Source organism: Pseudomonas sp. 32_A (assembly GCF_017490905.1).
GTDB lineage: Bacteria > Pseudomonadota > Gammaproteobacteria > Pseudomonadales > Pseudomonadaceae > Aquipseudomonas > Aquipseudomonas inefficax.
Map to the genome: position 1 here is coordinate 178199 of NZ_JAFGYI010000004.1, position 13441 is coordinate 191639.

Annotated in this window: 12 protein-coding genes; 2 read left to right on the forward strand and 10 right to left on the reverse strand. The window is 64.0% G+C overall.

The window, feature by feature from the left end; genetic code table 11:
• Positions 1-162: 162 nt before the first annotated feature.
• The 9 genes from panC to dksA form a co-directional block, all read right to left on the reverse strand.
• Entirely contained in the window at positions 163-1026 is an 864-nt protein-coding gene (gene panC / locus J5M58_RS04420; protein WP_112250033.1) for a pantoate--beta-alanine ligase, read from the reverse strand.
• Positions 1023-1823 carry a 3-methyl-2-oxobutanoate hydroxymethyltransferase gene (gene panB, locus J5M58_RS04425; protein WP_112250035.1) on the reverse strand — a complete coding sequence of 267 codons (801 nt, stop codon included), beginning with the start codon at positions 1821-1823 and terminating at the stop codon, positions 1023-1025. The genes panC and panB overlap by 4 nt, the downstream gene beginning before the upstream one ends.
• A gap of 262 nt (positions 1824-2085) precedes the next feature.
• Positions 2086-2565, reverse strand: coding sequence for a 2-amino-4-hydroxy-6-hydroxymethyldihydropteridine diphosphokinase (gene folK, locus J5M58_RS04430; RefSeq protein ID WP_112250037.1), 480 nt, complete (start codon positions 2563-2565; stop codon positions 2086-2088).
• The gene (locus J5M58_RS04435) at positions 2562-3950 is read right to left on the reverse strand and encodes a polynucleotide adenylyltransferase PcnB (RefSeq protein WP_112250039.1); all 1389 of its coding nucleotides are present in this window, start codon (positions 3948-3950) and stop codon (positions 2562-2564) included. Before J5M58_RS04435 ends, folK begins: the two co-directional genes overlap by 4 nt.
• Positions 3951-4787: 837 nt before the next feature.
• Positions 4788-6230 carry a sigma-54 dependent transcriptional regulator gene (locus tag J5M58_RS04440; protein WP_112250041.1) on the reverse strand — a complete coding sequence of 481 codons (1443 nt, stop codon included), beginning with the start codon at positions 6228-6230 and terminating at the stop codon, positions 4788-4790.
• A gap of 4 nt (positions 6231-6234) precedes the next feature.
• A complete protein-coding gene (locus J5M58_RS04445; protein ID WP_181457301.1) occupies positions 6235-9210 on the reverse strand; it encodes a sensor histidine kinase in 2976 nt (991 codons plus the stop codon).
• Positions 9194-9370, reverse strand: a complete 177-nt coding sequence (locus J5M58_RS04450) for a hypothetical protein (RefSeq protein ID WP_003250005.1) — start codon at positions 9368-9370, stop codon at positions 9194-9196. The genes J5M58_RS04445 and J5M58_RS04450 overlap by 17 nt, the downstream gene beginning before the upstream one ends.
• A gap of 245 nt (positions 9371-9615) precedes the next feature.
• Positions 9616-10503: a tRNA glutamyl-Q(34) synthetase GluQRS gene (gene gluQRS / locus J5M58_RS04455; protein ID WP_207877293.1), complete on the reverse strand. Its 888-nt coding sequence runs from the start codon at positions 10501-10503 to the stop codon at positions 9616-9618.
• A gap of 64 nt (positions 10504-10567) precedes the next feature.
• Entirely contained in the window at positions 10568-11011 is a 444-nt protein-coding gene (gene dksA / locus J5M58_RS04460) for an RNA polymerase-binding protein DksA (RefSeq protein WP_025340685.1), read from the reverse strand.
• Between the two features lie 210 nt (positions 11012-11221).
• On the opposite strand from dksA, the gene J5M58_RS04465 reads away from it, so the two are divergent.
• Together J5M58_RS04465 and sfsA are read left to right on the forward strand one after the other, a co-directional pair.
• Entirely contained in the window at positions 11222-12394 is a 1173-nt protein-coding gene (locus J5M58_RS04465; protein ID WP_207877295.1) for a pyridoxal phosphate-dependent aminotransferase, read from the forward strand.
• Positions 12394-13107, forward strand: coding sequence for a DNA/RNA nuclease SfsA (sfsA, locus tag J5M58_RS04470; RefSeq protein WP_133975520.1), 714 nt, complete (start codon positions 12394-12396; stop codon positions 13105-13107). The genes J5M58_RS04465 and sfsA overlap by 1 nt, the downstream gene beginning before the upstream one ends.
• Here sfsA and J5M58_RS04475 read toward each other — a convergent pair.
• Positions 13097-13414 carry a Rieske (2Fe-2S) protein gene (locus tag J5M58_RS04475; RefSeq protein WP_207877297.1) on the reverse strand — a complete coding sequence of 106 codons (318 nt, stop codon included), beginning with the start codon at positions 13412-13414 and terminating at the stop codon, positions 13097-13099. The genes sfsA and J5M58_RS04475 overlap by 11 nt on opposite strands.
• Between the last annotated feature and the right edge of the window lie 27 nt (positions 13415-13441).

Consider the following 13441-nt stretch of genomic DNA (forward strand, 5'->3'; position numbering starts at 1 on the left):
GCACCATTATAGGCAAAGGCCACTTGCAGGGAATGGGTATGGCGGGGATTTTGGGGGGCGCTTTGCGCCCCATTCGCAGCACAAGGCTGCTCCTGCAGGAGATAGTATTCCTCTGTAGGAGCAGCCTTGTGCTGCGAATGGGCTGCAAAGCAGCCCCGGCCATTACGCGGTCTTCTCTTCCACATGCAGGTACAGGTTGTCGATCAACCGTGTGTTACCCAGGTAAGCCGCCGCTAAAACCACCAGGTCTCGATCATCGATCACTGCCGGGCGCAGGCTCACGGCATGACGCACTTCCAGGTAATCCGGGCGGAAACCAGCGGCGGTCAACTGCGCCTGGCCTTCGGCAACCAGCGCGGCAAAGTCCCGTTGGCCACGGCCGATGCCAGCAGCGATATGCTGCAGCGTGCGATACAACGCTGGCGCCGCAGCACGTTGCTCAGGCGTGAGGTAACCATTGCGCGACGACAGCGCCAGGCCATCCTCGGCCCGCACGGTGGGTTCGCCGATGATCTGGATTGGCATGTTCAGGTCGCGCACCATGGCGCGAATTACCGCCAGCTGCTGGAAGTCCTTTTCGCCGAACACGGCAAGGTCAGGCTGGACCATGTTGAACAGCTTGTTGACCACGGTGGCCACGCCTTCGAAATGCCCGGGCCGGCTGGCGCCGCACAGGCCTTCGGAAAGATGGGGTACGCTGACCCGGGTTTGCACGTTCATGCCGTCGGGGTACATCTCTTCGACGCTGGGCGCGAACAGCAGATTGCAGCCTGCCTGGAGCAGGCGCTCCTGGTCGGCGACCAGGGTGCGCGGGTACTTGTCGAGGTCTTCGTTGACGCCGAACTGCAGCGGGTTGACGAAGATGCTGGCGACCACGAAATCGGCGCGCTGCGTAGCCTTGGTCACCAGGGCGGCATGGCCGCTGTGCAGGTTGCCCATGGTCGGCACGAAGCCGATGCGCTTGCCTTCACCGCGGGCTCGGGCGACTGCGGCGCGCAGTTCGCGGACGGTCTTGACTGTGTTCATGCGTTGAATCCGTGTTCACTCGCCGGGAAAGTGACTGCCTTGACTGCCTGGACGTAGGCGGTGAGGGCGCTCTGGATGTCTGGTTGGCCAGCCATGAAGTTCTTCACGAACTTCGGTACCCGACCGCTCAACGACAGCCCGAGCATGTCATGCAGCACCAGAACTTGGCCGTCGGTAGCACTTCCCGCCCCAATACCGATCACCGGGATGCCCACGGCATTGGTGATTTCCGCGGCCAGTTCGCTGGGCACGCACTCGAGCAGCAGCATTGCCGCACCGGCCTGTTCCAGGGTGATGGCGTCGGCGCGCATCTGCCGGGCCTGGGCTTCCTGGCGGCCCTGGACCTTGTAGCCGCCCAGCACGTTGACAGTTTGCGGGGTCAGGCCCATGTGCGCGCATACCGGCACACCACGCTCGGCCAGCAGGCGGATGGTCTCGGCCAGCCAGGCAGCGCCTTCGATCTTGATCATGTGGGCGCCGGCCTGCATCAGTGTGGCGCTGTTGGCGAAGGCCTGCTCCGGGGTGGCATGCGCCATGAACGGCAGGTCGGCGAGGATCAGCGCGCCGTCGTTGCCACGTTTGACGCTGGCCGTATGGTAAGCCATGTCCGCGGTGGTTACCGGCAGTGTGCTGTCGTGGCCTTGCAGGACCATGCCCAGCGAGTCGCCCACCAGCAACACTTCGACACCGGCCTGGCTGGCGGCCTTGGCGAAGGTCGCGTCGTAGCAGGTCAGCATGGTGATTTTTTCACCCTTGGCCTTGAGGCCATTGAGGGTGGTCAGGGTTACTTCAGGCATGTAGGAAATTCCTCGTTCAGGCGCTGTAAGAAACGACTGCATTCAACGCGTGTAGTCATCTTCCGGAGCGGCACATCATCGCGCGTGATGTTCGGGCACAGGTCCGTCCGGGCCTAAATACGGGTATGCGGCACTTTGGTGCCACACGGGACGCCTATAGTCGTGAGCGAGGTGGGGGAAGTCAATGACCCTGTTACCGCATTGTTACGATCAGGGTGTTACTGGCGTTACCGCGCCAGTGCGCAAGGCTGGAACGCCCGGTTTACAGGCGTTCCAGGCCGACGAACGGGCAGTCGGCGAGCAGTTGCGCGAGGGCGCGACCATCGGCCAGGCGGAAATCGCCCGGTACCAGTTCTGCCAGCGGGTACAGCACGAAAGGCCGGGCATGCATGTGGTAATGCGGCACTTTCAGGCGTGGCTCGTCGAGCACCTGGTCGCCGAACAGCAGGATGTCCAGGTCCAGTGTGCGCGGGCCCCAGCGCTCCTTGCGCACGCGGCCCTGTTCGTTCTCGATGGCCTGCAGGGCATCGAGCAGGGCCAGCGGCGCCAGGGCGGTGTCCAGGGCTGCGACGGCGTTGGTGTAGCGCGGCTGGCCGGGCAGCAGCGAATCGCTGGTATATAGCGCCGAGGCCGCCACCAGGCGCGTGGCCTCGACTTGGTCGAGGGCGTGCAAGGCGCTGCGCAACTGTTCGGCAGGTGCGTCCAGGTTGCTGCCCAGGCCGATATAGGCGCGGGTGTTCACTCGAACGCCTCGTCGCCACTGCGCTTGCGTTTGCCACCGCTGCGCTTGCGTTTGCGCGGGCCGGCGCCGGTGCCTTCGTCACGGCTGCCCAGTTCGCGGATCATTTCGCGGCGCTCGCTGTCGTTGGCATCCTGGTAGTCGGTCCACCATTGGCCAAGGTCGTCGGTTTCTTCGCCGGCGCTTTCCCGCAGCAGCAGGAAGTCGTAGCCGGCGCGGAAGCGCGGGTTGTCCAGCAGCATGTCGGCGCGCTTGCCGCTGCGGCGTGGCAGGCGCTCCTGCATGTCCCAGATCTCGCGGATCGGCAGGGTGAAGCGCTTGGGGATGGCGATGCGTGCGCATTGCTCGGCGATCAGGTCGTGGGCCGCACCGTTCATGGCGGGGATCGGCGGCACGCCCTGGTTCTGCAGGTGCAGCACGCGGGCGGGCAGGGCTGGCCACAGCAGCGCGGCGAAGAGGAAGGCCGGGGTTACCGGTTTGCCTTGCTTCACGCGCAGGTCGGTGTTGTTCAGCGCCTGGCTGATCAGCGTGTGGGTATAAGTCGGGCGCTCGTCCAGGGCATGCGAACTGGCCGGGAACAGCGGCTCGAACAGCTGCAGGTCGACCAGCATTTCGAAGACCATGGCGCCCTGGCCGGAGAGGAACAGCTTGAGGCTCTCTTCGAACAGGCGCGCTGGCGGAATCTCGCGCAGCATCGGGGCCAGCTCGCGGATCGGCTGGACGGTGTGCTTTTCGATGCCGAAATCGAGCTTGGCGGCGAAGCGCACCGCGCGCAGCATGCGCACCGGGTCTTCCTGATAGCGGTGGGTAGGGTCACCGATCAGGCGCAGCAGGCGGTTGCGGATATCGTGCACGCCGTTGGCGTAGTCGAGGATGCGCTCGCTGACCGGGTCGTAGTACAGGGCGTTGATGGTGAAGTCGCGACGTTGCGCGTCTTCTTCCAGGGTGCCGTACACGTTGTCACGCAGGATGCGGCCACTGGCATTGTGCGACGAACGGTGGCTGTCGCCCTGGTCGTCTTCCGAGTGGTGGGCGCGGAAGGTGGCGACCTCGATGATCTCACGGCCGAAATGCACGTGGACCAGCTTGAAGCGGCGGCCAATGATGCGCGCGTTGCGGAACTCGGCGCGGACCTGTTCGGGGGTGGCGCTGGTGGCGACGTCGAAGTCTTTCGGCGTGATGCCCAGCATCAGGTCGCGGACACATCCACCGACCAGGTAAGCCTGGTAACCGGCGCTCTGCAGACGTTCCACGATGTTCACCGCATGGCGGCTGAACTGGTGGCGTTGCAGCGAGTGCTGGCTCTTGTTGATCACCTCAGGCGTGGTGCGCCTGTGGTGCGGGCCCGGTACGGGCGGGCGGAACGACTGGAACAGCTTCTTCAGCATGGGATGCACTGTTTGAAGGAATGTTCGGCCAAGAATAGGAGAATGGCCGCATGATGGGCGGGGATTCTAGCATTTACTCAAGGAATGGTGTAGGCGGGTAGCAGGATGCCTGCCGGAAGGGTAGAAACGACAAGGGGAGCCTAAGCTCCCCAAGAAGTCGTTGCGTGCTCTTATTGTTTTTCTGCTGGGCTTCTTGTTTTTGTTGAGTGCCCTGTCCACAAATCTCGAAGCTTGTGGACGACCCCCAAGCCAGGGGTTAAGAGCAAACGGATTGCTTTGGTCGCTGATGTCACGTTGATCTGTCGATCCAACCAGTTCAGGCGCTGCTTTTTAGTGCAGTTTTTATTGTTCTCTGCCTGGTTGTGGGGCAAGCCCCAAACACGCATCCTCTCCAAAAGAATCAGTTAGCTGCGCCTCCGCCGTCTTGTTTTTATTGTGCGTGAGCCGTTTCGTCTTGTTCTTATTCTGAGTTGCAGTGCTTGTTATTGTTCTTGTACCAGACATATAGCAGGTGCCGTGCCAACTTTTGCAAACCCAGTAAAATCAAGGGCTTGGAGGGGGCGAGCAGTTTTTCAGCGGTCGAAAATGTCGAAATTTCGTTACCGTACGCCTCGGGAACTGTTACGGCGGAAAGCCTGGGTAACAGATTTTTGCGGGGGCTGATGTGTTACCTGGGGTGTGTGCGCTGGCTTTGCCGGCCCTTTCGCGGGCACGCCCGCTCCCACAGGTACTTCACCCTCGAGGGGGGTAATACCTGTGGGAGCGGGTTTACCCGCGAAAGGGCCGGGGGGCTGTGTAGAGAAGGGGCAGGAGGAACCTCCCGCCCCGGCAGATCGCTTATTCGCTGGTAGCGTTGCTCTTGCGCCGCGGGATGCCCAGGCGCTGGCGACGTTCCCACAGGCACTTGCGGCTGACCCCGAGCTTGCGAGCCAGCTCGGTTTCGGTCATGTGGTCCTGGTGTTCGAGCACGAAGTGCTGGAAGTAGTCCTCCAGCGACAGGTCCTCTGTCGGCTCATGGCTGGCATTCGTCGCACTGGCCACGACCAAGGCGTTGTCGAGGATTTCATCATCCTCCAGGTCACTCAGCTCGATGTCGATGCCCAGCAGGTCGGCGGAAATTTCTGCGCTCTCGCTGAGGATCACTGCCCGCTCCACGGCGTTTTCCAGTTCGCGCACGTTACCCGGCCAGCTGTAGTGACGGATGGCTTGCTCGGCTTCGGCCGAGAAGTGCAGGTCGTCGCGGCCGATGCGCGCGCTCTGGCGGGCGAGGAAGGCGCTGGCGATCTCGTTGACGTCGCTGCCGCGCTCGCGCAGGGCAGGCAGTTTCAGGGCGATCACATGCAGGCGGTAATACAGGTCTTCACGGAACTGGCCGGCCTTGGCCAGGTTCTTCAGGTCACGGTGGGTCGCGGCGATCAGGCGTACATCGACCTTTTGCGACTGTACCGAACCCACCCGGCGAATCTCGCCTTCCTGCAGCACGCGCAACAGGCGGGCCTGGGCTTCCAGCGGCAGTTCGCCGATTTCGTCGAGGAACAGGGTGCCGCCATCGGCAGCTTCCACCAGGCCGGCGCGCCCGGCGCTGGCGCCGGTGAACGCGCCTTTCTCGTGGCCGAACAGTTCGGACTCGATCAGTGTCTCGGGGATGGCCGCGCAGTTCACCGAAATCATCGGCGCCTTGGCCCGGCGCGACAGGTTGTGCAGAGCGCGTGCAACCAGCTCTTTACCGGTGCCCGACTCGCCCTGGATCAGCACGTTGGAGTCGGTGGGCGCGACCTTGCGGATCTTGCTGTACATATCCTGCATCGGCGGGCACGAGCCGATGATGCCGATTTCGCCATTGGCGGCTGCCGCGCTGCCTTTGTCGGCCGGGGCGGCCTTGCCGTTGGTGGCCCGTGGCTCGGCCGCTGGAGCAGCAGCCGGGGCGTTCTGGCGGTCACGCAGGATACGCGCCACCGCTTGCAGCATCTCGTCATGGTCGAATGGCTTGGCGATGTAGTCCACCGCGCCCATTTTCATCGAGTCTACTGCCGAGCGCAGGCTGGCGTAGCTGGTCATGATCAGCACCGGGGTGCCTTGGCCGAGCTTGATCAGTTCGGTGCCGGGCGCGCCTGGCAGGCGCAGGTCGCTGACGATCAGGTCGAAGGTGGCAATGCTGAAGCGTTCCTGGGCTTCCTGCACCGAGCCGGCTTCGCTGACCTGGTACTGGTTCCGTTCGAGCAGGCGACGCAAGGCCGAGCGGATGATGGTTTCGTCTTCGACGATCAGAATGTGCGGCATTGATTCAATTCTCTCGACGGTCTCGAATTTCAGGGGACGTCGCTACGACATGCCGGGGCAGGGTCACGCGGATCCGGGTGCCACGTTGCCGTTCGATATCGGCCGGGCTGTCGATGGTGATTTGCCCATAATGCTCTTCCACGATGGAATAGACCAGAGCGAGCCCCAGTCCGGTTCCTTCGCCCGGGTCCTTGGTGGTGAAGAAGGGTTCGAACAGGCGGTCCATGATGCTCTTCGGGATCCCGCTGCCCTCATCCTCGACGATCAGGTCGACGGTGTGTTCGCTGACTTCGCTGCGCACGCGTACGGCGCTACCGGGCGGTGAGGCGTCGCGGGCGTTGGAGAGCAGGTTGATCAGCACCTGGGCCAGGCGCTGCGGGTCCCCTTCGGCCCAGTGCTCCGGGTCGCAGAGGTTGAAGAACTGTACTTCGAAATTGCGCCGGTTCAACGCCAGCAGACCGATGGCATCCTGCGCCACTTCGGCCAGGCATACCGGCTCTTCGCTGTTCTGGTGGCTGCCGCCGGCATGGGCGAAGCTCATCAGCGACTGGACGATACGTGATACCCGCTTGGTCTGTTCGAGAATCTGGCTGGACAGCTCGATGATTTCGCCATCGCCCTCACGCTCCTCGCGCAGGTTCTGCGCCAGGCAGGCGATGCCGGTGATCGGGTTGCCGATCTCGTGGGCCACCCCGGCGGCCAGGCGGCCGATGCTGGCCAGGCGTTCGGAGTGCACCAGCTTGTCTTCCAGCGCCTGGGTTTCGGTAAGGTCCTCTACCAGCAACACCAGGCCGCTGTTACCCGGGGCCAGCGGCTCGTCGATGGCCGCCTTGTGCAGGTTCAGCCAGCGCGGCTGGCCGTCCAGCGCCAGGCGCTGCTTGTGCAGGTGCTCGTCGGGCACATTGATGAAACCTTGCAGCAGGCCGCGCCAAGGTTCGCTGATGGTAACCAGGCGTGAGCCGACCACGTGCTTGGCGGCGATGCCGGTGAGCTCCTCCATGGCCTTGTTCCACATCAGGATTTCCTGGTCCTTGGCCAGCGAGCAGACGCCCATGGGCAGTTCCTGCAGGGTCTGGCGGTGGTAGCGGCGCAGGGCGTCGAGCTCGGCGGCCAGGCCAGTCAGGCGCGAGTGGTAGTCTTCCAGGCGGCTTTCGATGAAGTGGATGTCCTCGGTCACGTAGTTTTCGTTACCGGACTTGTACGGCAGGAAGGTCTCGACCATGTCCTGGGCCACGCTCGGCCCCATCAGGCCGGACAGGTTGGCCTCGATGCGGTCGCGCAGCCGACGCAAGGCGTAGGGGCGGCGCTCGTCGAAAGGCAGGTAGAGGTCACGCAGGGCCTGTTCCACTTCCTTCTGTGCAGCCTTGGCGCCCAGCGGCTTGGCCAGCTGGGTGGCGAACTCCTGTGGCGAGGCGGCGTGCAGCTCGCGGCGTTGCGGGCGGCGCACGTTGTCCACCGCGCAGGCTTCGGCGGCGCTTACTTCTTCGGTACTGGCGTTGGTGAATAGCGAGATCAGGGTGAACAACAGCACGTTGGCCGCCAGCGAGGCGATGGCCGCCATGTGCCAGCTGGTGTCGTCCAGCACGTAGATCATGTCCAGCAGCGGGATGTAGAAGCCCTGCAGGTTGCCCAGCAGTGGCAGCAGCATGGTCACCATCCACACCAGGGTGCCCGCCAGCAAGCCGGCGATGAAGCCACGGCGGTTCGCAGTTGGCCAGTACAGAACCGACAGCACGCCCGGCAGGAACTGCAATGTGGCGACGAAGGCGACGATGCCAAGGTTGGCCAGGCTCTGGTGGTTGTTCTGGGTCAGGTAGAACATGAACCCGGCGGTGATGATGGCGACGATCAGCGCGCGGCGGGTCCACTTCAGCCAGCGGTAGATGTTGCCTTCGGCCGGCGGCTGGTACAGCGGCAGCACCAGGTGGTTCAGGGCCATGCCCGACAGCGCCAGGGTGGTGACGATGATCAGCCCGCTGGCGGCCGACAAGCCGCCGATGTAGGCCAACAGCGCCAGTGCCTGGTTGTTGGCGGCAAGCCCCAGGCCCAGGGTGAAGTACTCAGGGTTGGTGGTGGCGCCCAGGCGCAGGCCGGCCCACAGCACCAGCGGCACGGCCAGGCTCATCAGCAGCAGGAACAGCGGCAGGCCCCAGCTGGCGCTGACCAGCGAGCGCGGGTTGAGGTTTTCGGTGAAGGCCATGTGGTACATGTGCGGCATGACGATGGCCGAGGCGAAGAACACCAGCAGCAGGGTGCGCCATGGGCCTTCCTGCAGTGGCGTATGCAGAGCGGCCAGGGCGGTCTGGTTCTGCAGCAGCCACACTTCCAGCTCGTGCGGGCCGCCGAACACGCCATACAGGGCGTACAGGCCGATACCGCCCAGGGCAAGCAGCTTTATCACCGACTCGAAGGCGATGGCGAACACCAGCCCTTCGTGCTTTTCGCGTGTGGCGATGTGCCGCGAGCCGAAGAAGATGGTGAACAGGATGATCAGCGTACAGAAGGCGAAGGCAACCCGCGCCTTGACCGGCTCACCGGTGAGGATGCTTATCGAGTCGGCCACGGCCTGGATCTGCAGGGCCAGCAAGGGCAGCACGCCAATCAGCATGAAAATGGTGGTCAGCGCGCCGGCCCAGGTACTGCGGAAGCGGAATGCCAGCAGGTCCGCCAGCGATGACAGCTGGTAGGTGCGGGTAATCTTGAGGATCGGGTAGAGCAGCACCGGCGCCAGCAGGAACGCGCCGGACACCCCCAGATAACAGGCAAGGAAGCCGTAGCCGTACTGGTAGGCCAGGCCCACCGAGCCATAGAAGGCCCAGGCACTGGCGTACACGCCCAGCGACAGGGTGTAGGTGAGCGGGTGGCGAATGATCGAGCGCGGGATCAACCCCCGCTCGCTGATCCAGGCCACGCCGAACAGCACCATGAGGTACGCGGCGCTGATCAGGATCATCTGGGTCAGGCTAAAGCTCATCGGCATCTCGTTGGCTCTGCAGGATGAAGGTGACGACGATCAGGATCAGCCAGAGCAGGTAAGGGCGATACCAGGCTCCGGTCGGTTCGATCCACCAGTCCATGATGGCCGGGGAGAACAGGTAGATCCCCACGACCAGAAGCAGGACCAAACGATAGATGTACATGCTGGCCTCGATGGTTGGGCGCTGCGGGCTTGGACTTATTATTGGCGCAAATGGCTGGGGGGATGCTAGCGGGAATCCATGGTGTTCGCCAAGAGGTTGAATTTATTGGGCTTTTGTTTTTGCGGGGTGGGTTGCCTGTGCCGGCCTCTTCGCGGGTGAACCCGCTCCCACAGGTAATGCGCTTTCCTCAGGTTTGGTTAGGACCCTGTGGGAGCGGGTTTACCCGCGAAGGGGCCGGGCCTGCCTCAGCGCAAATCAGCCTCTGGCACCGTGGTCCGCTGTGCAATCGCCTCGGGCTTCCACTGCTTGCGAGCTACAGCCAGCACCTCAGCCGGCGTTGCCAGCAGCAACTCGGGGTCTGCCTCCTGCCCCAACGCCCGCAGCGCCCGCAGCAACAGCGGTGTCGCCTGGTCCGCCTGCAACGGCGGCGAGCGGTACGACTTGCCCAACTTGTGCCCGTCCGGCTGCACGATCAACGGGATATGCAGGTAGCGCGGCTGCGAAAAGCCCAGCAACTCTTGCAGGTACAGCTGGCGCGGGGTGTTGTCGAGCAGGTCGGCGCCACGCACGATGTCGGTAACACCTTGCCAGGCATCGTCCAGTACCACCGCCAGCTGGTAGGCATACAGCCCGTCGCGACGCTGAATGACGAAGTCGCCTACTTCACGCCCCAGGTGCTGCTGGAACTCGCCTTGCACCCGGTCGGTAAAGCGGTAGATCAGTTCCGGCACGCGCAGGCGGATTGCAGCACCTTCACGCGCATGCCCGGCATTGCGGCAAAGGCCCGGGTAAATGCCGTGGTAACCCTCAAGCTGCTTGCGCGAGCAGGTGCAGGCGTAGGCCAGGCCCAGGTTGAACAGGCGGTCGACGACCGCGGCATAGGCATCGTGCCGCTGGCTCTGGAACACCACTTCGCCGTCCCACTCCAGGCCGTAGCGCTCCAGGGTCTGCAGGATGGCATCGCGAGCACCGGGCATTTCCCGAGGCGGGTCGGTGTCTTCCATGCGCAGCAGCCAGCGGCCGTTCACCGCGCGGGCATCGAGCCAGGAGGCGAGGGCGGCGACCAGCGAGCCGAAGTGCAGGAAGCCGCTGGGGGTGGGGGCGAAACGCCCGATGTAGCTTGAGTCGGTCATGTTCAGGCTGGGCATATAAATGAAACGGGGCGCATGATGCGCCCCGTTCAGGTGGAAAGAAAGATCAGCCTTTGCCGACTGTCTTTTCCTTTTTCTCGGCGATTTCCTTGCAGTCGAAGCACAGGTCGGCGGTAGGACGAGCCTCCAGGCGACGCAGACCGATCTCGATGCCGCACGATTCGCACCAGCCGTATTCGTCGGCCTTGATCTTGTCGAGGGTCTTGTCGATTTTCTTGATCAGCTTGCGCTCGCGATCGCGGTTGCGCAGCTCCAGGGCGAATTCTTCTTCCTGGCTGGCGCGGTCGGCCGGGTCGGGGAAGTTGGCTGCCTCGTCCTTCATGTGGTCCACAGTGCGGTCGACACTGTTCATCAGCTCTTGCTTCCAGGCGCCGAGAAGCTTGGTGAAGTGCTTTTTCATGGGCTCGCCCATGTACTCTTCACCCTTGGTTTCTACGTAGGGCTCGACACCGTACATGGTCTGGGCTTTTTGCTTTTCTACGGTGGACATGAATAGACCGCCTCTCACTCATCTGATCCAATGCGCAGGCTGCTCCATCTCCGGCACCCGCCGGCCCTGCGACTGCGAGCCGCCGAACTTACCAGATAGATCGGGGGTGCGCTACCCCGCCCGATCCTGGTAATTGACAACGGCGCGAGCCGCACGTTCGGTGGCGTGCAGAGGTAGAATCTCCAGTTTAGACCCAATTGAGAGAAGGTCATGGCCCACACCTACAGTGCGCGCAGCCGCGCCATCGAACCCTTCCACGTCATGGCGCTGCTGGCCCGGGCCAACGAGTTGCAGGCGGCCGGACACGACGTGATCCACCTGGAAATCGGCGAGCCGGACTTCACCACGGCCGCGCCCATCGTTGCCGCCGGCCAGGCAGCACTGGCCGCCGGGCACACCCGCTACACCGCCGCGCGCGGCCTGCCGGCGCTGCGCGAAGCCATTGCCGGTTTCTACGGCCAGCGTTATGGGCTGAGTATCGACCCTGAGCGCATTCTCATCACTCCGGGCGGCTCCGGTGCGCTGCTGCTGGCCAGCAGCCTGCTGGTCGACCCAGGCAAGCACTGGCTGCTGGCCGACCCGGGCTACCCGTGCAACCGCCATTTCCTGCGCCTGGTCGAGGGCGGGGCGCAACTGGTGCCGGTGGGCCCGGAGGTGAATTACCAGCTGACCGCCGACCTTGTCGACCGCTACTGGGACAAGGACACGGTCGGTGCCCTGGTCGCCTCGCCGGCCAACCCGACGGGCACCGTGCTGGGTCGTGACGAGCTGGCCGGCCTGTCCCGCGCCACCCGCGAACGGCATGGCCACCTGGTGGTGGACGAGATCTACCACGGGCTGACCTATGGCATGGACGCGCCCAGCGTGCTGGAAGTGGACGACTCGGCATTCGTGCTGAATAGTTTTTCCAAGTATTTCGGCATGACCGGCTGGCGCCTTGGCTGGCTGGTCGCCCCACCTGGCGCCGTGGCCGACCTGGAGAAGCTGGCACAGAACCTGTACATCAGTGCGCCAAGCATGGCCCAGCATGCCGCGCTGGCGTGTTTCCAGCCCGAAACCCTGGCCATTTTCGAGGAGCGCCGCGCCGAGTTCGCCCGCCGCCGCGACTACCTGTTGCCCGCCCTGCGCGAACTGGGCTTTCGCATTGCCGTCGAGCCGCAGGGGGCGTTCTACCTGTATGCCGACATCAGTGCCTTTGGCGGTGACGCGTTCGCCTTCTGCCGGCACTTCCTGGAGATCGAACACCTGGCCTTCACCCCGGGGCTGGACTTCGGCCGTCACCTGGCCGGCCACCATGTGCGCTTTGCCTACACCCAGAGCCTGCCACGCCTGGAAGAGGCGGTGCAGCGGATTGCCCGCGGCCTGCGGAGCTGGCAAGGCTGATGCAGTTCCATCCCCCACTCGAACAAGGCCGCCTGCTGCGCCGCTACAAACGCTTTCTGGCGGATATCGAACTGACCGGCGGCGAACAACTGACCATCCACTGCCCGAACACCGGCTCCATGCTCAACTGCATGCGTGAAGGCGGGCAGGTGTGGTTCAGCCGCTCCAACGACCCCAAGCGCAAGCTGCCGGGCACCTGGGAAATCAGCGAAACCCCGCAGGGACGGCTGGCCTGTGTGAACACCGGGCGGGCCAATACGCTGGTCGAAGAGGCCCTGCGTGCCGGTATCATCGCCGAACTGGCCGGCTTCAGTGCTCTAAGGCGTGAAGTGGCCTACGGCGAGGAAGGCAGCCGCATCGACTTTCGCCTGGAGTTCGACGGTGCCCCGGCCTATGTCGAGGTCAAGAGCGTGACCCTGGGCTACCCAGGCAGCACGGTCGCGGCCTTCCCTGATGCGGTGACCCAGCGCGGTGCCAAGCACCTGCGCGAGCTGGCGAAGCTGGCCAGGCAGGGCGTGCGGGCGGTACAGCTGTATTGCGTGAACCTAACCGGTATCGACGCGGTGCGCCCGGCCGAGGAGATCGATGCGGCCTATGCCCAGGCCCTGCGCGCGGCGGTGGCAGAAGGGGTGGAGGTGCTGGCCTACGGCACACGCCTGGACGCCGAAGGTATCGTCATCGACCGCCGCCTGCCGGTGCTGCTTACCCCTTGAACCAGATGCCCTGGCTGTCCTCATGGCAGCCCAGGGCCTGCAGTTGTTCGCCCTCGCACGGCCCGGCCACGCATTCGCCGCTTTCGATCAGGAACAGCGCGCCATGATGGGCGCAGTGGATCAGGCTGGCGCTGTCATCGAGAAATGCATCTTCCGCCCAGTTCAACGGGATGCCGCGGTGCGGGCAATGGTTGCGGTAGAGATACACTCGGCCTTGGCGGCGCACGCCGAACAGTTCGATGCCGTCTACGCTGAAGGCGCGGCTTTGGCCTTCGGCCAGACCGTGGGAGGTACAAAGGAAGTGCATGGCAAGGACGACTCGTGAAACAAGTGT